This window comes from Bacillus sp. AFS041924 (assembly GCF_002577195.1).
In the GTDB taxonomy this organism is placed as follows: Bacteria; Bacillota; Bacilli; order Bacillales; family Bacillaceae_G; genus Gottfriedia.
The window spans coordinates 163,312-184,437 of sequence record NZ_NULG01000016.1; the positions used below are offsets into that span (position 1 = coordinate 163,312).

13 protein-coding genes and 1 pseudogene are annotated in these 21,126 nt (G+C 32.4%); 9 read left to right on the forward strand and 5 right to left on the reverse strand.

What is annotated here, in order from left to right:
• The first annotated feature begins 4 nt into the window (after nt 1-4).
• The 7 genes and pseudogenes from COC46_RS05930 (at nt 5) to COC46_RS05965 (ending at nt 11,478) form a co-directional block, all read left to right on the forward strand.
• Nucleotides 5-3,523 carry a helicase-related protein gene (locus tag COC46_RS05930; protein ID WP_098808818.1) on the forward strand — a complete coding sequence of 1,173 codons (3,519 nt, stop codon included), beginning with the start codon at nt 5-7 and terminating at the stop codon, nt 3,521-3,523.
• Nucleotides 3,520-5,421, forward strand: coding sequence for a DUF1998 domain-containing protein (gene drmB, locus COC46_RS05935; protein ID WP_098808819.1), 1,902 nt, complete (start codon nt 3,520-3,522; stop codon nt 5,419-5,421). Before COC46_RS05930 ends, drmB begins: the two co-directional genes overlap by 4 nt.
• Nucleotides 5,422-6,470: 1,049 nt before the next feature.
• The gene (locus COC46_RS23085; RefSeq protein WP_369700020.1) at nt 6,471-6,566 is read left to right on the forward strand and encodes an HTH domain-containing protein; all 96 of its coding nucleotides are present in this window, start codon (nt 6,471-6,473) and stop codon (nt 6,564-6,566) included.
• Between the two features lie 319 nt (nt 6,567-6,885).
• Complete coding sequence (locus tag COC46_RS05950; protein ID WP_098808822.1) at nt 6,886-7,251, forward strand: hypothetical protein; 366 nt, start codon at nt 6,886-6,888, stop codon at nt 7,249-7,251.
• A 112-nt stretch (nt 7,252-7,363) separates the two neighbouring features.
• Nucleotides 7,364-8,440: an amidohydrolase family protein gene (locus COC46_RS05955; RefSeq protein ID WP_098808823.1), complete on the forward strand. Its 1,077-nt coding sequence runs from the start codon at nt 7,364-7,366 to the stop codon at nt 8,438-8,440.
• A gap of 378 nt (nt 8,441-8,818) precedes the next feature.
• Nucleotides 8,819-9,217: pseudogene (locus tag COC46_RS05960) on the forward strand (DUF4311 domain-containing protein).
• A 464-nt stretch (nt 9,218-9,681) separates the two neighbouring features.
• Nucleotides 9,682-11,478, forward strand: coding sequence for an AIPR family protein (locus tag COC46_RS05965; RefSeq protein ID WP_098808824.1), 1,797 nt, complete (start codon nt 9,682-9,684; stop codon nt 11,476-11,478).
• A 421-nt stretch (nt 11,479-11,899) separates the two neighbouring features.
• Here the strand turns inward: COC46_RS05965 and COC46_RS05970 are convergent, their stop codons facing one another.
• The 4 genes from COC46_RS05970 to COC46_RS05985 form a co-directional block, all read right to left on the reverse strand.
• Nucleotides 11,900-12,562, reverse strand: a complete 663-nt coding sequence (locus COC46_RS05970) for an amino acid ABC transporter permease (protein WP_098808825.1) — start codon at nt 12,560-12,562, stop codon at nt 11,900-11,902.
• 12 nt (nt 12,563-12,574) lie between these two features.
• The gene (locus COC46_RS05975) at nt 12,575-13,213 is read right to left on the reverse strand and encodes an amino acid ABC transporter permease (RefSeq protein WP_098808826.1); all 639 of its coding nucleotides are present in this window, start codon (nt 13,211-13,213) and stop codon (nt 12,575-12,577) included.
• A 78-nt stretch (nt 13,214-13,291) separates the two neighbouring features.
• Nucleotides 13,292-14,089, reverse strand: coding sequence for a transporter substrate-binding domain-containing protein (locus COC46_RS05980; protein WP_098808827.1), 798 nt, complete (start codon nt 14,087-14,089; stop codon nt 13,292-13,294).
• A gap of 15 nt (nt 14,090-14,104) precedes the next feature.
• On the reverse strand, nt 14,105-14,833 hold the full coding sequence (locus COC46_RS05985; protein ID WP_098808828.1) for an amino acid ABC transporter ATP-binding protein: 729 nt from the start codon (nt 14,831-14,833) through the stop codon (nt 14,105-14,107).
• Nucleotides 14,834-15,310: 477 nt separating this feature from the next.
• Between COC46_RS05985 and COC46_RS05990 the strand changes: the two genes are divergently transcribed.
• Together COC46_RS05990 and COC46_RS05995 are read left to right on the forward strand one after the other, a co-directional pair.
• Nucleotides 15,311-18,469: an Ig-like domain-containing protein gene (locus COC46_RS05990; protein ID WP_098808829.1), complete on the forward strand. Its 3,159-nt coding sequence runs from the start codon at nt 15,311-15,313 to the stop codon at nt 18,467-18,469.
• 72 nt (nt 18,470-18,541) lie between these two features.
• Nucleotides 18,542-18,895, forward strand: coding sequence for a DUF6508 domain-containing protein (locus COC46_RS05995; protein ID WP_098808830.1), 354 nt, complete (start codon nt 18,542-18,544; stop codon nt 18,893-18,895).
• 309 nt (nt 18,896-19,204) lie between these two features.
• On the opposite strand, the gene COC46_RS06000 is transcribed toward COC46_RS05995, so the two are convergent.
• Entirely contained in the window at nt 19,205-20,626 is a 1,422-nt protein-coding gene (locus COC46_RS06000) for an Ig-like domain-containing protein (RefSeq protein ID WP_098808831.1), read from the reverse strand.
• Between the last annotated feature and the right edge of the window lie 500 nt (nt 20,627-21,126).

The following is a 21,126-nucleotide window of genomic DNA, read 5'->3' on the forward strand; positions in this document are numbered from 1 at the left end:
ATTTATGGCAATTTCTTTAGAAGATTCACTTCAAAATCGTCAGAAAGTTATTGATAATGTCAAAGAAGAAATGATTGGTCCGGGACAAATTAGAAAACATTATAAAAAATTCAATCCAATTGGTACAACAATATTTGAAACGAGAGATGAACTGTACAAGCCATATTATTGGGAAGTCGCGAGCATAAAGGAAGAGATACTGCAACGAGAATCACCAACACAAAGATATGTAAGCGGTCACTTATTTCCACTTGGTATAAACGAAGAAGTTGCGCTTGAAACTCCAATCAGTGAAAATTCAGATGAAATACAAGAGAATGATATGTTGGATAAAATGTTTGAGCGTAAAGAAGGAATGGAGACAACCGAAGATGACGGAGATGTTGAATTATTTCCACAAAGAAATGATTTTATGCCTTCAACGATGGGGTTAACATTTTGTGTAAATAAAGATCTTCCAGAATTAAATGTAAGAATAGAAGGGGGAACATATACTCCAACTAATGTAAAAGTAAAAGGTGAAAGTAATAGTGTCCAATGGTGGTTAAGGGAAACAGTTGAAGGCATATGGAATTTACCTTTAAAAGAACTTAATAGCAGTACACAAATGGAAAAACAGGTTGAAATGAAAAATAAAAAAGGGGATAAAATCGCCCATTATCATATTCATTTTCAGGCACGTCTTCGAGAAGTTAAGGATAAATATATAATTACTGTAAGTGTTACGAACCGTTCTTCAGTTCCGAAGTTTAACAGACAACAGTTAATATTGTTTCAAGCGAATATGTCTATAAGTACACCTGAGGAATATTATTTTTCTGTTTATCCAAAACAATATGAAATGAAGCAATGGTTGAGTGATGAAGAGGCTTCAACTGAACTTCTTTATCGGAACGAGGGCGTCTACGCTTTTGGGCATGGATGCGCTGCTGATTGGGAACAAAATTCTAAAAAAGTACAGCTATTATCAACAACATTTATGCCAGAGTATGAAGCACTTAGTATGACTCCGAATGTTTTTGTCAATCAGGATGGTGAACAAGTTGAACTTGAGATTAAAATGAGTGATCTTGCTGGTCTATCTAGTAATAAATCACCGGAAGAAATTCTAAATCCATTAATTCAAGGATATCAAGATTGGATAGATAAGAAATCTACTGAGGTTGATAAAGTACCAAAACTTTTACAAACGATTGCCAGAAAACACTTGGAACTATGTCAAGAAAGCCTAAGTAGGATGAAAAAGGGTCTGAAATTGTTAAAAGAACCACAAATACTTGAAGCATTTCGTTTAGCGAATACAGCAATACTCCTCCAACAAGTTAACGGTAAAGAAAGTCGCTTTGGGCGTGTAGAAGATAAACAAATTGTTTTTAATAAATCATTTAAAGAAAGTGTTAATGATGAAATTAAACTTAAGCATGCCAGGAATTCTTGGAGAGCATTCCAGATTGCTTTTATTTTAATGTCAATGGAGTCATTAGTTGACGAGAAGAGCGACTCAAGAGAAATAGTAGATTTAATCTGGTTTCCTACTGGAGGAGGAAAAACTGAAGCGTATTTAGGGGTTGCTTCTTTCCAAATAATTCTAAGACGGTTAAAGAATAAAATGGATGCTGGTGTTGATGTAATGATGAGATACACGTTAAGGCTTTTAACTGCTGACCAGTTCCAAAGATCTGCAAGGCTTATTTGTGCTTTAGAATATTTAAGAAAAAAGAATATTTCAAAACTAGGAGATATACCTTTTTCAATTGGTATCTGGGTTGGATCAGAAACGACTCCTAATAGTAATATAAAGGCTAAAACACAGCTGAGCAAACTTCAGAAAAATGAAAAAAATGCCAAGCAATTTGTTGTGAATAGTTGTTCCTGGTGCGGTGCGAATTTAGGTTATTATGATGAAAAAGGAAGCAAAAAGAAGTATTACTTCGGTTATAAAATTACCAATGATAGGTTAGTGGTTCATTGTCCAGATAAAAATTGTCACTTTCATGAAGAATTACCAATTTATATAGTTGATGAAACTATATATGAGAAACGACCAACTTTTTTAATTGGAACAGTTGATAAGTTTGTTCAACTAGTATGGCAGCCATTGGCAAGATCGCTATTTGGAATTGACTCAAACGGAGACAGGTTTATAAGTCCTCCCTCTTTAATAGTGCAAGATGAGTTACATTTAATATCGGGTCCACTTGGTACTTTAACAGGTCTTTTTGAAACACTAATTGAAGAATTGTGTATTAAAAAGATCGACGGAAAAGAAGTCAAACCGAAGATTATAGCAGCGACAGCAACAATTAAGCAATTTGAAGAGCAAGCTCGTGCTTTATTCGGCAGAGAAAATGCAAGATTATTCCCAAGTCCGGGGCTTGAAAATGAAGATTCATTTTTTGCAACTCCAGCAATATATGAGGAAACAAGTAAGCCTAAACCAGGACGTAAATATATAGGAGTGTATACAACAACTGTTCGTATTATGATGTCACAGGTTATGGCATTTTCATCTATTCTTCAATCGACTGCTGAAATAAATGAACAGGAAAGAGATCCTTACTGGACCTTACTTTCATTTTATAATACATTACGGGAATTAGGTGGTGGTCTGACATTAACTCAAACAGACATACCTCAATATTCAAATGCGATGGCAATGAGAAAAGGACTTCAAAAGGATATAAGGTATATAAATAATGTTTTAGAATTAACATCGAGAAAGCAAAGTCATGAAATCTCTAAAACTATAGATGATTTGAAACTAAAATATAGACCTAATAAAGATAAAAAAGATTCGAATTCAACAATAGATTTATGTCTGGCATCTAACATTATTGAAGTTGGAGTAGATATTGATCGCTTATCAGTAATGGCAATAGTAGGGCAACCAAAAATGACAGCGCAATATATACAAGTTAGTGGTCGTGTAGGACGTCGTTGGTCGGAAAGACCTGGATTAATATTTACTTTATATTCAAATACAAAATCAAGAGATAAATCCCATTTTGAACATTTTAGGGAATATCATCAAAAATTATATGCTCAAGTAGAACCTACAAGTGTTACTCCTTTTTCTGATTCATGTTTAGATAGAGGTTTACATGCGGTTGTAATCGGATTTTTACGCCAAGCATTAAATGCTGATGTTGCTAGAACTCCGGATTGGAAAGAGATTCAGAAGTATCTTAATAATAAAATAGTCCCTTTTTATAATCGTCTAATAGAAAGAGCAGAACTTGTTGATCCAGAACAAGTTGAAGAATTCAAAAGCAGGTTTATGAAGATATTGAAACGACTGGAAAAAGGAAATTATACTGCATGGAGAGTAGATCCTAAGGTAAATGGTTATATGTATTCGGCTGGTACTACGATTCCACACGCATTAAAAGTAAATGCTGAGTCGATGATTAATTCAATGAGAAATGTAGATTCAGAATGTAGAGGACTAATTGCGACAATATATAACTCTAGTAATGATGAGAATAATGAAAGTGAAAGTGGTTGGGAGGCTTTGTTTTCATGAAAGATTTACCTTTAAGAAGAGGTCAACTTGTTACAACATTTGGACCCGGTGCTCTTGTTATTAGTCCCGAAGGGGAATCAGCTATGATTGGCGCACTTGATAAATGGTATTATGACAAAAATGAATATCGTATTGAAACATTTGATGAGTATGAAATACAAGAACCTAGATTAAGATCCTTGTTAAAGGTAAAGCAATTATTGATGCCTCCAGATTTTAGGCCAAGTTATCAATACAAAAATGCAGGAACTTCAATAACTCAAACTAATACAGATTTGTATATCCCGTTGTTGCGTTTTCCTACTTGGCACTATTGTCCGAAGTGCAAAACATTACATCAAACTTCTATGTCCTCAAGAACAAGTTGGTTAGATTGCAAAGAATGTAAAAAACAGATGAAGATGATACAAGTTCCATTTGTTATGGTTTGTAGTCATGGCCACATATCTGATTTTCCATGGAGAGAATGGGTTCATGGTGACGAGAATACCTCTTGTAATGGCCAATTGAAACTTCTTTCAACAGGAGGGGCAACCTTAGATTCACTCAAGGTTAATTGCTCTTGTAATAAAGAAAGATCGCTTAAAGGAATAATGTCTAGAAAAACTACTTCTGAATTGGACGAGGACCGAGTAAGTGAATTAAGTAAAATGCTTAATAAAAATGAAAAAAAGTTATACCAATGTCCCGGCTATAAACCTTGGTATGGTTCTGAAAATGACAAGGAAAGTTGCTCTTCTTATCCAATTGCAGTATTAAAAAATTCTATCAATGTGTATTATCCAAATACTATTAGTGCAATTCACTTACCGGGAGAGAATCTTGAAGTTGAGAAACTAATTGATATGTTTGAAAAATATGGGGTTACTTCCTCATGGCTAAATGTTGCTGAAAGTATTGAAGATAAAATTACAATAGTTAAAAAACTATGCCCACCTGAATTCCAAGAATTTAATCGTTCAGATATAGAACTTGCTATGTTGTACATTGAGGGTGGGATAGAGGAAGAACCAACTCCTCAGAGAGTAAGTACCAGGAATGCAGAAAAAGAATTAAGGAAAAAGGAATTTGATACGCTGAAACAAGAAATTGTTACAGAAAACCTAAAGGTTAAAAAAGAATGGATTTGCGATGAAGTAAATGAAAATGATATCAATACATTCTTTAGCATGATTAATAGAGTAACTAAATTAAAAGAGACAATTGCTTTAACCGGTTTTAATAGACTAACAACCAATGATGAAGAAGTTGCTCAGAATCAAATACTAAAAGGTAAACAATTATTATTTAAAGACCCAAATTTACCTGAAAATAATTGGTTACCTGCTTATAAGGTTTATGGTGAAGGCATTTTCTTTACTATAAATTATGAAAAATTGAAGTTATGGGAACAAGGAACAAATGTCCAACATTATTTCAATAAGTTACTTACTCGTGCTGAGAAAAGAGGAGCAAATATTGATGTGGATATTTTAAAGCCAAAAAATGTTCTTCTGCATACATTATCACACCTAATAATTGATGAGTTGGCATTAACATGTGGCTATAATTCAGCTTCCATTCGTGAAAGACTATATCTAAATGAAGAGCAATGCGGAATATTACTATATACATCTTCAGGTGATATAGATGGTACTTTTGGTGGTCTTGTAAGAATGGGGAGAAAAGAAAACTTCTTCCCTGTGGTATATAAAGCAATAGATAAAGCTCGTTGGTGCAGTTCTGACCCTGTATGTTCGGAAATTGGAAAATCCTCAGGTCAAGGTGTTAATAATCTTAATGGTGCAGCTTGTCATAGTTGTTCTTATCTGCCTGAAACCTCATGTGAATTAGGAAATCTATTGTTGGATAGAACACTATTAATTGATTCCAAGATTGGATTTTTTAAGAACTATTAAAACGTATTGTATTGTTTTAGGAGCCAATTAATGGCTCTCTTTTTTTAAAAAATAAAGTGAAATAAATTAGTGGTGAATAATTGCTGAAAACAGAAATTCTGGAAGTCTAAACTTAATAAAAAATGCATTATGAAATTGATTCATAGAGAAAAAATTAAAATTTAATTACAACATTTTGCCCACGAACTTAATAAATTTATTTAATATTAACTATGGCTAATTAGTACAAAGACATAGCTTAATATTGTTTTTCCACGCTATTTATGACTATAGGTGATTATACATTATAGTCATTGGTAATTTGACTTGGTAGAGTTCACTAATTCAAGTAGGTTGAGATTAAATCTTGTCACAACGGCGTTAGCACAATATCTTGTCCAAAATTACAATAAAAATTTATAATTAAGTTTTAACCGAAACGCCTTATCTATTTTAAATACTATTAGAATGTACAAGGTGTTTTTGATCGAATTGAAGATTTCAGAAAAAGTAATACTTTTTTCAGACTCCTTTAGGTTTTGGTAAGTAACAAAAACTTTCAACTGTGGAGATAACTACCCGTTCTCAGGTGGATTAGGTATTTAATGATAAACCAATAAAATTCATAAATCTGTAAAAAAGATTAAAAGGAACGATAATATATTTGAAGAATTATTTCACTAATTAAGGAGAAAACATTTGACTGTTTACCTCGATTGAATCAAATTATAATATGAGTGTAAACGGATACGCATTTTTATTACTGTAGAACTGTGATGAATATGTTAACGGTAAAGGAACTTTAAATTGTGACAAAGCTATTTGATGCGAGATCTTCTGTTCGAATAAGGGATCTGTCTAATGAGTTTCAGGTTAGTACGCGAACAATTAAATATGATTTAGAAAATGTTAGGAGTTGGTTTAAAGATCAAAGTGTTCTTTTGCATTCACAAACGAATAAAGGTTTATGGGTAGGGTTTAATGATAATATCTGAAATAAATTAAGAGAGCAGTTCACGCAAATTGAGCAAATTAGCATGTAGCCTGATCAATCACCTCGAGTAAGAAGAATTAAAATGCTATTGTTGATGCAAAGTGAGGATATTTCTGTAGCGGAATTAGCGAAAAAATTATGTGTTAGTCGAAACACTTTATTAAGTGATTAAAACCAAGTTGAGGAATATGTGGACTCATGGATAATTTAGCTTGAGCGCAAGAAGCAAATTGATTATCGTCCAAGAGGTCAGGATATTAATCTACGTGTTCTATTAGAGCATTTATTATTAACTAATCTAAATAAATACCCAATATATAAAATCACAACTAGAATTATGAAAAATATAATGAATTTGAAACAGATCTAATTTTGGATGAACAGCTTCAACCTATATTTTAAGTTGTTGAAAAACATATGATAAAAGAGAATTAGTAACGCATTGTTCCTTTTTAGATGTAGAAGAGTTTTGTAAAATAGAAGATATCGATTTGATTGTTAGTGTATTTCCAATTGAATCTGATATTCAGGTCGTGGTTGTTGAACCAATTCCAACTATGCGTGATCTAGAGGGTATCAAGGAATATGTGAAAATAATAGTTAATAAGGAACCAAAAAAACAGCCTAGTAAACTAGAGCCATCAGAATTACGACGTGATGATTCCGAAGCAATTAGTCAAGAGATACTACTAAAAGGATTTGAAATCTCCCATGAAATTTTGAAAGCTTTTACAAACGAAATAGATGGGGGTCAGAAAAGTGCTTTTATATTACGTATTTTTTTATGGTACATCGTTTCTACTTCAAAAAACAATATGAACAAAATTTATATACAAAATTACATAACTTTGAAGTAAAAAAGCTACAGATTGAGATGCTAAGACAAATTTTACAAGAAAAAGAGATTCAGTTTAATGAGAAAGAAATGATTACACTTTACCAATATTTAAAGTAATGGATGTGTTCAATATGATAAATCCAATCATTCTCAAAAATGGTTATGTTGTCAATACTAAATCATTAAAAATTGAAAAACGTGATATTGCCATTTTAGATGGTAAGATTTTTAAATTAGAAGATTTAATGCAACTTAAAGACTTAGAATTTATTGATGTAGAAGGGTGTTATATTGTTCCAGGATTTATCGAACTTGATGTACAAGTGGTTAAAGACATTATAAAACAAGGAATTGAATTAGATTTAATCAGACTTCAACAAGGTGTTGCATCTTTAGAAGCTGGGGGGGCAGGGGTTAGTAATTTTTCAATTTTTAAGGAAGATGTTTTTTATCAGAGAGGACCAGAAATATTATCATTCTTAAATATTTCAAGAAAAGGATTATATCATGAAATTTCGGAAATTAAAGAATTGAGTGATTTAATGAAGAATGAAATCGTTAGAGAATTGATGAGCCAATTTGGAATAATATGTTTAATAGTACGGGTGAGTAGTTTAGTTGTAAATGATGGTGGGATAAAGACACTTGAATATGCTCGGATATTAGCAGATGTTTTGAGCATACCGATTATGATTTATCCAGGTAATCCTCCTCCGAATTTAGAAGAGATATTTACATTTATAAAAAAAGGAGACTGGGTAACGCATACCTTCATTAATAAAAAATACGGAGAAATAAGTGATTCAGACGAAATGTTACCAGGGGCAATAATCGGTCAGGAAAAATTAGGAATTAGTTTCGAAACAATGAAAAAGTTTAAATCAAGTTATGACTTTCCATTTACTATATGCATAAAATTATATGTTAAATATGATGAGAATCCAATCAGTAGCTTAGTGAAAAAGATGCATAAGTTACAAGATTGTGGTTATCCTCTAGAAATGATTGTTAAAAATTTCACAAAAAATTCAACGGATCTTAAAAAACAAAAAACATTTAGTCCTGGAAATAGAGCAAATCTAATTGTATTTGAGCTTGTTAGTGAAGATGTAAATTTACTAGATCCTGAGGGTAAAGAATTGATCTGTAAAAAACTACTTAAACCGAAATTTATTTTCAGAGAAGGAGAGGTCGTTATAATCAAATGAAGGAAAAACAAATCGATGTACTACTACAAAAAAGTGACAACGCGGTTAGATGTAAAGAATTGTTGAATAATATTCAAGTCTAAATAATAAGAGAAATTTAATATGGATGATACACGATGCCTATCTTTAACTGCACAAGTATCAGCAATGGTTTATCGATCTATTCATCGAGAACAAATCGCAGATTAAAATTGAACAAATTAACCATTCAAAAGGTTGTTAAAGTCAATTTTAAGCGGAAAACAATCTTCTAGATAGGCAGTGAATTCTATGGAATTGTCTGAGATTATTTTTAAATCAATTATTATTGTAACATTTGTAGGAGTAAGAACTGGTGTTGGGGCAGCTCGTATGTTTCATGCACCAAAAGTACAAGGAATGGGTGCATTTCGTAAATTAGAAGAGTTAAATGCATGTGCAAGAGATGCTACTTCCCGTTTTTCGTTTTGATTAGGATTTTTCTTTAATGTAGGGGCTTCGTCAGTAGGTGCCGGTGCGTTTATACATGACGTTAATCATCGAATTATACCTAACTGGTCAGCAACAGTATTAATAAGTAGTGATAAATTACCGGAATATATTCTACATAAACCAAAGAAAATGGCAATTGCAAGTATAGGTGCAATTGTGGTGACATTTTTACACTTAACAGCTTCAGCGATACCTGAATCACTTCCAGCAAATGCTTTAAAAGTACTAGTTCCAGATAGGGACAATTTTTACGCATTGGCCCAATACCAGTACTTTTATTGTCTAATTAAACTTGTGTTATATTAAGACATCCATTTTGGACAGAAGATCCATTTAATTTAATACTTTAATTTAGTTAATAGCTGTTACTTAAGGAGCAGCTTAAGCTTGTAGACAAAGTTATTTTACCACTTGTCTACAAGTTTTTTTAGTATAATAAAAATAAAGTAGAAATGGTGGCGCTAGATCAACTAATTCCAAAATTCATCTAATACTACGTAAAATTGAAAACGCCATTAACTTTGATAGTATCTATAAATAAGTTGAAGAATAATCATAAGACGAAAGTATAGTCATTGGATTTCAGACTAATGTTAATTGATTATACGGAAAAAGTAATTTTATTTATGATTCATGTTTAACCACTCAAATAATTCCATTTTTTAATTGATATTGATTTAACTTTTTTGAATAGGTAGAATTATAATAAGAGAAGTGCTATATTGAAAAGCTAATATTAAATTAAAATTACAGATATAAGGAGTAGTTTAATGTCAAATATAATTAAGAATGAAATAGATAATATAATTTCATTTCTAAATATAAAAAATATAAAAGTAAATGACGAACAAGCATTTGAGTATCTAATTTTACAATATTTTTATTTTGAGGAAAAAACGCTAGATAAAATTTATATGGATATTAGGAATTTAATAACTAATGGTTCAAATGATGGTGGAATTGATTTTATTTTTTACGATGAGGAAGATGACATTTTACATTTAGGGCAATGTAAATATTCCAAAACAATTTCTGTTCAAACTCTAATTGATGAGTATTCGAAGATTGATAGAACTGTAGAAGATTTTAAGAATCATAATACCGGATCATATAATTCTGAGATAAGTAAGTTGCTTCAGGAAAATTTAGATAGGTTACCTGATAATGGACAAATTATATATTCTTTTTATGCTCCTGTTGAAATTGATCATCAACGATTTAAAAGAAAAATTAAAAATGATAGTATAAACTTTGGCTTTGAAATGATTTCCATAAATGATGTTGAAGAAATTGAATCAAAAATACAACAAATAAATACTAATATTACAACTGTTAGTAATTTTAAAATACAAATTGATAAACCAAAAAATTGTTTAGAGTATGAATCTAGTGAAAGCGAAGGTATCCTTGTAAATATTAGTTCCACTTCGGTAACCAAAATGTATAATCAATTTAAAGATAATGGACTTTTTGATTTAAATATTAGAAAATATATCCGAAATAAATTAGTAGATGAAGGTATCAACGAAACATTAAATAGCGATAGAGAAAATTTTTGGTTTATGAATAATGGTTTAATAATTGCATGCGAAGATTTTTCGGTTGATGGTGATAAGGTGCATATTGAAAACTTTTCCATAGTAAATGGAGGTCAAACGACTAACTTAATAGGTAAATATAAAGGTACTAATACTAAGGAATTTTTTATTCCATGCAAAATAGTGCGTAGTAAAAAAGAGCATGATACTTCTAAATTTTTTACTAAAATAGCTGAGACTACTAATTCTCAAAAGCCAATTAAAGTTAGTGACTTAAAATCAAACACTCCTGAAATGTTGGAATTAAACAATCTCTTGAAAAACTATAAAATCGATTTTCAAATTAAACGAGGTGATAGTAAAAATAACAAAGAATTTATTAAGCTAAAGAATGAGGAGTTTGGTCAATTAATATTATCGTTTGTTCAACAAAGACCAGGAACAGCAAGATCAAACAAAAAAGCAATTTTTGAAAATAATAAAATTTATACCTCCATTTATAAACAAAAATATTCAAAGTATAAATACAAGCAAGAATTCATTGTTGATTTAATAAAGTTTAATGATAGATTCAAAAGAATATTTGACGAACTCAAAAAAGAACATTCGAACAGTTCAGAAGCGGATATATTGAAAAATGGATATTATATATTACTTGCAATTTTTGGGTTTCTTTATCGTTTGCAAAATAAGGATATACATGACATATCAAATATACAAAATGATAAAAGTATTTTAACAGAAACAGAATTTGAATATGGAGCTTTTATTTCAAGCTATAAAGAAGATGATATAGATATTTTGATTAAAGAACTAATAATTGAATTGATTTTTATCATAACAGACAAATATGATACACTATTTGAATCTAAACAAGTTACCAGTGTTAGTAACTTTTTCAAGGCAGATAAAAAGTATCAAGATGATATTATTAATCATATTGTGAGAAAAATGCAATCGAAAAAAACAAGGGATAATATTCTTGAATATAGTAAATTTTTAATAAGAAATGCCAAAGTAAATGTTTAACATATAAGGACACAAATAACATACGAACTCTTTTCAGAATAGCAACAAGCCCTATTTCAAGTTGAAACGGGGTTTGTTTTTTATTGACTTTATTTACTTTTATTATTACTGTTGTTTGTTTTTTTTATTAATGATTATTTCTTCATAGGAAAATGTATTTTTTAAATTGTCATTAAAAGGTTTTATTTCATTATTTGTGATAATTGGAAATCTTAATGGTAAATTTTTAAAATGAAAAATTGGATAGCCAATGTCATTTATATAATCCCAAGAAACATCACTTTATTAAAGTTTGGCGATCTAACACAGTCATTTATTAGAAATTATGGGGAATTGTTAAATATTGGGACCGTATACGCAGAAAATGTAGTGTGACTCAATTCAAAATAAAAAATCCGGCTCAACCAAAGAACCGGATTTCTTATGACTGCTTGATCTCCAATCTACGTGCAACCAACGATAGAACATAATTAACAAAAAAATACATCAACGAAACAATCACCATCACAGGGATGACATACGATTCCTTCTGCGCATAAATAATTTGTCCATTATGCAATAAATCCGGTAATGCAATCACAACAGCTAACGATGTATCTTTTAATAAAGAAATAAATTGACTAACAATCGGTGGAACCATTCTTCTCAATGCTTGAGGCAGGATGATGTAGCGTAATGTTTGGATGTAATTCAGGCCAGATGCACGTGCTGCTTCAATTTGTCCTTTTTCAATTGAGTTTAAACCACTTCGAATAATTTCTGAAATCATTGCCGATTCAAAAACGGTCAATGCTGCAATGGCTGCTGTTGTTATTTTCATTTCAATCCCAATTTCCGGTAAGGCAAAATACGTAAAGAAAATAATCAGTAGTAAAGGTAAGTTTCGAATCGTCTCAACGATCGCAGTTAGTATTTGCGTAACAACCGGAATCTTCGTATATCTAAGTGTTCCAATTAGTCCGCCAATTATGAAGCTGAGTACAATTGAAACGGCAGCAACTTTAAGCGTAACCCAAAATCCTTCTAGTAAAAATTTGATGTGGTCTAGTGTGTATACATCAGCGAACGGCTGCAGAAATTCCATCTATACACCTCCTTAATTACTTCTAGCCAGACGTTTTTCCAAATAATTTACGCCGATACTTAATGGAATTGTTAAGACTAAATAAAATAAGGCTACGAAAATATAAGTATCAAACGTTACATATGTCATCGCAGAGATTAGATCTCCTTGATACATTAAATCTCCACCAGCTACGACTGCTAACAATGATGAGTTTTTTACTAGATTTAGAAACTGGTTGCCAAGGGGAGGGATGACGATTTTGATCGCTTGGGGAAGTATAATCATTCGCATTGCCTGTCCGTAAGTCAAGCCTGTTGAGCGGGCAGCTTCCATTTGTCCTTTTGGAACAGAGAGGATACCGGCACGGATTGCTTCGGAAATGAAGGCTGCTGTATAGATGGTTAATCCGATTGTTCCTGCAACCATTCCACTAAAGCTTCCAGCTAAGTAAGTGAAAAACACGACAACTAGTACAGGGATATTACGGATAAATTCAACATAGATCGAACCTAACCAGTTGAGCGGTTTAATTGGAGCAATTCGCATGACAGCAATAATAGTTCCTAAAATAAAGCTACATAATAAAGCAATTAAACTAGTTAAAATAGTTACTCTTAATCCTTCTAAAAAATACTCCATATGTTCTGTTAGTATCGAGAAATCAATCAAAGGATTTCCTCCTAAATATCAGGAAAAGCAGGCCCATGATATCACGGACGCTGCAGAGCCTGATGATGGTATAAATTATTAATTTTTAATCCATTTATTTTTAATTTCATCATATTTACCGGAAGCTTTTAAGTTTTTTAATGCTTTATTCAGTGCATCGACAAGCTCTTTATTGCCTTTCTTAACAGCAATTCCATAAGGCTCTTCTGTAAACGTTCCGCCTACTAATTCAAATGAAGGATCTTCTTCTTTCATACCGTAAAGGATCGAATCATCTGTTGTAAGGGCGTCACCTTTACCTGCTTTTAAAGCTGTAAAAGCTTCTGCATAGTTTTCGAATTCTAGGACTGTTGTATCAGGAGCTTTCTGGCGAATATTTACAGCAGAAGTGGACCCTTTAACAGCAAGTACTTTTGTGCCTTTCTTCAAGTCAGCTAGTCCATGAACTTTGCTGCCTTTTTTAACAAGTAAAGATTGTCCAGCATTAAAGTAAACATCAGTAAAATCTACTTCTTTTTTACGTTCTTCATTAATGGTCATTGTAGCGACAACCGCATCAACTTTTCCATTATTTAAAAGGCCAACCCTAGTTTTTGACGTAACCTCTATGTACTCAGGTTTCACATCATCGCCAAATATTTCTTGAGCCAGTGCTTTGGAAAGGTCAATATCAAATCCTTCGACTTTACCTGTTGAAGGGTTTTTCAATCCAAATAAACGAGTGTCATATTTTACGCCAAATACGATTTTCTTATCGTCCTTAATTCGTGTTAGAGCATCTTTACTTTTCGAATCATCCTTTCCACCACAGCCTGCAAGAACTAAGGCGGCCGTTGTTGAAACTAACGCCATTTTCATGAATTTTTTTAGAAACATTCCACTTACCTCCTATTAATGATTTAGTATACGGCTGAGAAATAAGCGAGCCCGTTCTTCACGCGGGTTCTCATAAAACTCTGCCGGAGTTGCTTCTTCTAAAATTCGGCCTTCATCCATAAAGACGATTCGGTCGGCAACTTCTCGGGCAAAGCCCATTTCATGCGTTACGACAACCATCGTCATGCCTTCTTTGGCAAGTGTCTTCATTACATCTAGCACCTCACCAATCATTTCAGGATCGAGTGCTGAAGTAGGTTCATCAAAAAGCATAATATCCGGTTTCATCGCAAGACCACGTGCAATTGCTACACGCTGTTGCTGGCCACCAGAAAGCTGGGAAGGATAAGATTTGGCTTTCTCTAAAATCCCAACCTTTTTCAGAAAATGTCTAGCTGTTTCATCAGCTTCTTCTTTTGATTGACCCAGAGCTTTCATTGGAGCGAGAGTGATATTTTCAAGCACTGTTTTGTGCGGATATAAATAGAAATGCTGAAAAACCATTCCAATATTTCGCCTTAACTTATTGAGATCTGTTTTCTTGTCCCCGACTGAAATCCCACTTACTGTAAGCGTTCCGTCATTAATCGATTCCAGATGATTAATACAGCGCAACAAAGTACTTTTACCAGAACCAGACGGACCGATTACAACAACCACTTCACCTTTATTGATTGTGAGATTAATATCTTTTAAGACTTGAAAATCGCCATAAAACTTATTTACATGATTAAATACAATCATTCTTAACCTCCTATACAATTTATTCGATCTATTTAAATGGAGAAATGTGGGAATCAATAGTTTATGTGTATGCTTGTTCACATTGTCATATCACGCTAAATTACTTTTTAGTCTTTTAGGACGAGTACTTGTGTACTAGTTAAAAAATAAGGAAAAACTGAGTCAAAACAAAAAAGGGAAGCACTGTAGAAGTGTTTCCGGCCATTGGTTACTAAAATTTATGATGAAAAATAAAATTGATATCATCGAACTACTAGTAAAAATATACTAGGACTTATTACTGTAATTATCGCCAATTAAATATGTTAAAATTAAAATCAGATTAAGATAGAAAGCAAATACATCTTTTGAAATTTTACTAAACTATCGGAAGGATCCATGGAAAACCGTGATTTTATAAATTAATGAAACTAGTAAAACAGAAATTGATCACGAGTTTATCTTTGATGAAATAAAAAAGATCAGAAAGGGAGAAGTATGAAGAAGTTAAAAAAACGATTGGTAAGCCTTTTTGTCGTGTGTATTGTTCTAACTTATTGGAAACAAGGCTTCGTTTTTGCTGAAGTTGGAACCGTTGTTGGTGGGAGAATTACAACAGATACAATATGGACAAAGGATCACAGTCCATATCGAGTGAACAGTAACATTGGAATAGATGATGGGGTAAATTTAACAATTGAAAAGGGAGTAACAGTCCTTTTTAATGAGAACACACGCATATATGCTGATGATGGGAAGTTAACTGTAAACGGGTCCCCAGATGAGAAGGTTGTCTTCCAATTTGCACAAACGTCAAACGATCGTAATGAAGAAATATCAATTGGATCAGATAGCCACTTGGCAAATTTTGAGGTTTATGATGCAAGAGTAGGATTATCTATCTATGGCCAAAATAACAAAATTGAAAATGGTACGATTAACAATAGTACGTTTAATGGAATATATGTACTTGGTAAAAATAATGATATTTTAAATAGTAAATTAAATTCGAATCGCACGGGAATTATGTTGTTTGGTAACGATAATCATTTTATTGGAAATGAAATCCAATCCTCACTTGAAGACGGAATTAATTTACAGAATTCCACTAAAAACATTTTCATTAATAACGAAATAGAGAAGTCTCAAAAATATGCAGTTTTTTCAGAAGCACCTTATTGGTCACTAGTAAACTATTTTTACCATAATACTTTTAGTGAAAATAAGTTGGGGATTAACACTTCGACTGCCAATGTTTTTTCTAGAAACAATATTTATGATTTAGTAAATATTATCAATTCTGATCTGTATACGATGGATCTCTCACAAAATTATTGGGGGACTACAGTAGAAAGTGAGATTAATCAGAGGATTACTTTACCTAATTCTGATTTCAATGTAAATATTACACCATACTTAACTGAGAGCTCAGGACTTGTTGAGAAAGTGATTCCTAATGCACCAGTTCTGAATTCTATAAAAGATAACGATCAATTCATAACGGGAAAAGCTGAACCATCAAAAAAGGTAACAATTATTCAGAAATATACTGATTGGGAACGAAAAATTGATGTTATTGCTGATGAAAACGGAGATTTTCTGACATCATTTACAAAAGTACCAGCAGGTGAAAAGGTTGAGGCATTTGTAACAAATGAATATGGACTAAAAAGTTCTGAAGTTTATACAACAGTATTAGATGGTACGAGTCCATCTCCACCAATTCTAGAAGAAGTTTCTAACAAATCGACAATGATTAAAGGTACTGGAGAGAAAGGCTCAAAAGTTTTAGTGAAAAATAGTGAGCAAATCATAGGAGAGGGTGTAATAGGGGAAGACAGTAAGTTTGAAATCAACATTCCAATCCAAAAAGAAGGAACAATCTTAACGATTACGCTAATTGATTCAAGTGAAAATTCGAGTGAGCCATTAACGATCATCATAAAGGATCGTATTGCGCCTGAAAAACCAACATTTGAACCGATTACGACTAGCTCAACGTCTTTAACTGGAACTTCAGAGCCGGGGACAATTGTTAGATTGTATAGTCAGTATGAAAATAGTATCAAGGAAGTAAAAACGGATGATACTGGTAAATTTTCATTTAACATTGTTCAATACCCTTTAGGAACTAAACTGATTTTAAATACTATAGATAATGAAGAAAATAGAAGTGAAGAAGCGGTCATCTACGTAGGGATTGATGCGCCGTTAGTGGAAGAATATTCAGATTCATCTTCTATATTAAAAGGAAAAACTGTATCTAACGCAACTGTCTGGATTTCGGGAGAATCATATTTTCAAAGTGTAGAAGCAAATGATCTAGGCTTATTCGAAGCCACTTTAGGGAAACAAAAAGCAGGATCTATGATAACAATCAAGGTATTTAAAACTGGTTTTTCGAATGAAACGACGATTTTTGTAGCTGATAAAACAGCTCCACAAATTCCAAACCCTACAACTTTAACAGATCAAACGAAAGAAATTATAGGAGTTGCAGAGCCGAACTCTACTGTAACTGTTAAAGCGAATGGTATCTTACTCGGAAGTGATGTAACCGGGAGTGATTATTTTTTTAACATTCCGATCGCACCCCAAAAAGCTGGAGTTACACTTGAACTTCAGGCGACTGACAAAGCAGGTAATGTAAGTGAAGTTCATTTGATGACAGTAACAGATGTCACTCCACCAAGTCAACCAGTCGTAAATACGGTAACAAATAAATCGTTCGAAGTCTCTGGTAAATCGGAAGTAAATTCTGTAGTAACAGTGAATTTAGGTGAGAAAAACTTAATTACAACAACGGATCAAAACGGATATTACAAAATATCAATACCTGTACAAAATGCGGGAACGAGTTTTACTATTTCAGCAAAAGACAATTCACAAAATAGTAGTACTCCGAAAACGATTGTCGTAAAAAGAGTTGCACCGAATATACCAACAGTAAACATAGTTGATAATAAAATGACTACAGTTGGAGGGAAAGCCGAAGTTGCATCAGTCGTTACAGTAAGCATAGCTGGCAAAAACTACAGTGCAAAAACGGATGCTTATGGGAATTATAAAGTGGCGATACCAGTACAAAATTCTGGAATAACCATCTCGATCAACGCAAAAGATAGCGCAGGAAATAGTAGTGTTGCAAAAACAACTGTCGTAAAAAGAATCGCACCTAACTTACCAACAGCGAACACAGTAAATAATAAAACAACATACGTTTCCGGAAAAGCGGAAGTAAATGCGATTGTAACGTTAACAATTGGTACAAGAAGCTACTACGGAAAAGCCGATCAATACGGTAACTTTAAAATCACAATCCCAGTACAAAATTCGGGGATGATCATTTCCATAACAGCAAAAGACAGTGCTGGAAAAGTTAGTGCTGTTCGAAAAGTGACTGTCTTGAGGGTTGCACCAAATATACCAACAGTAAACACAGTAAAATACAATTCAACAACTTTATCAGGAAAAACAGAACGATATGCAATCGTAACGATTAAAATCTCAACCAAAACTTACACAGTAAAAGCAAGTAGCTCCGGCTATTTTAAAGCTTATATTCCTAAACAAAAAGTCGGCACGAAAATTTATGTTACTGCGAAGGATACAAAGGGAAATGTAAGTGTGGTCAGGACAGTTAGTGTTGTGAAGTAATAAAAAAAAGAGAATCTTTCGTGGATTCTCTTTTTACATTTAATACATAATAAGAGAGTAAGGGGTGAACAAATGAATATTGAACGAATACAACATTATATTGATTATTTTAGTAAAGACGATTTTGAATTTTTTTCAAAGAATGGTTGGCCATATAACTATGATAGTGGGGTTGATGAATTTATTAATGAGTTCTATCAGTCAGATCTTATAGATACGAACTATTTAGAAACAATGAATAAACATCAAAAATCACATATTGAACTAATAAAAGTAGCAGATAAAGATTTATTAAAATCTATTCTTACAAGTTACGTTAGAGGAGAACGATTTTCTGAAGGAACTTGGGCCGAGGCGATATCTAATAAAATTTTTTTGAATATATTAATTAAGTTAAAAGAACTTGAAGAAGAAGCTTATATTTAAAAAAGAGACTTCAAGTAAATTTTTGTTATTTGAAGTCCTCTTAAACATTCATACATATTTCATAATGACCTAAATAATATACCGATCTTTTATGTTACTATTTTCACAAGGTAGTAAAGAGTAGTGGGGGGAAATGCTAAAGGTAATTTACTTTTCTTTCTAATAGGAATCGGTTTAAAAATGTGCATATATGGATTCTTTATCCAGCAATCCCTGTAACAAAACCAAAATAGAAAAGATGGGTAAGGTTGAATCCTGATTGCTTAAGGTAATAAAAAAAACCAAGGAATTAATCCTTGGCTCTATTACTTAATGCCTTACAACTTTTATAGCAGTAGTCTGACTAGTATTACCAGCAGCATCCTTTGCAGTTACAGAAATCGTAGTTCCACTTTTCTGTGCTGCGATTTTAACTGAGAAGTTACCTGTTGAAGTAGCCTTGGATGAACCTAAAGTTTTAGTTCCAACTTTTACAGTAACAGTTGAGTAGGCTTCAGCTTTTCCAGTAACTTTCAAATCGTTATCATCAACTCTATTAACCTTTGGTTTAGCTGGTGCAATAACATCTACGACAGTTACAGTTGTTGCTACACTAGTATTACCAGCAGCATCTTTAGCAGCTACAGTCAGCTTTGTTCCTGCACGTTGAACAGATATAGCAACTTTGTAGCTTCCAGTTGAAGTAGCTTTTGCTGTTCCAATTGTTGTAGAACCTCTTTTAACAGTAACAGTTGAGTAGGCTTCAGCTTTTCCAGTCACAACTGTGTCATTATTATCAACCTTATTTACAACAGGTTTAGCTGGGGCGATCACATCCACAACTTTAGTAGTTGCTGCTACACTTGTATTGTTTGCAAAATCAATAGCGGTAACGCTTAAAGTAGATCCAGCTTTTTGTGGTTTGATTGTTACAGAATAAGTTCCAGTTGAAGAAGCTTTAGCAGTACCGATTTGAGTAGTTCCCACTTTTACTTTAATAGAAGAATTAGCTTCTGCTTTACCTGTCACAACTTTATCATTATTATCCACTTTATTTACAGTCGGCTTACTTGGGGCAACGTTATCTTCTTCGAATGCAGTTGCGATAATATATTCATCTGCTTCTGTGTTATTATCAATGTCTAACTCTTGATCATAATCATAAACTTCTACATAATAAGTACCGGCTTTTGCCTGATATACTTGATATTCAATTCCTTCTTCTGTCCAATTATCTAAATATATAAATCTATCACTCTCAACATAATCCTTTTCCCAAGCAACAAATGTGAGATCAATATTTTCAGAGTTATCTGCCCCAGCTACATATAAAAGTCCATCTTTTGGTACAACTACTTTATGTAAATCATAATCATAATACTCTTCAGTAGATAGTAAATGACCTAGTAACGGTTTTTCGTATGAAGTATTATCTGCATTAAAAAACTCTTCGTTAGGCTCTGTTTCCAATATGAAGTCCTCATCGGAACTTGTGGAAAAACTCATAGTGTTCATTGTGCTCATTGTATTAAAGTTTTTTACTGAAAAGGAACGTGAATTTTTAATTTCATTTCCAAGTTGATTAATCGTGTTAGAATCAAGAATTCCATTTTGGAAAGACTTACTAACTTCACGATCAATCGTCTTATGCGATAAGTTGTATCCGTGTCCTTCTGCATTAACAGTTCCTAAAGTTAATGGTGAAGCTAATAATCCTAAAGTAACTAATGATAAGATTTTTTTATTAAGCATCCGATTGCTCCTCTTTGTTTGTTATTGTGAACACTTTATCCTACTACAAGTACTTTAACACAGCCAAGGGTATCGATACACATTTATTTTCCAGTAAATATTGAGACAATAGACCTAATTTGTGCCAAATTTTGTATCGGATACAAATGTAATTTAGCTAAATAAGTATTCATGACGATTTAAGGTTAAATTCTAATTAACGAATAAATAAAATTGTATAAGTACTTGGGATTATTTTGGTAAAATATCAAACTATTATCATATAAGAGTTATTTAAATAAAGTGCGTAATTAAAGAGAGAATCATTTGTTGGTTCTCTTTTTTCTTAAACACTTTTTTGTATATTTGTCTGTTAAAGAAAAAAGTTGAAGATTAACATAAAAAAACCATCATAAGGATGGTTTTCAGAGTGTTGAAATATAAAGTTGTCAATATTGGAAATATACAATAGGTTACATTGATTACTATTTGTTTGAGAAAAAAATGTACTGATCGTAAAT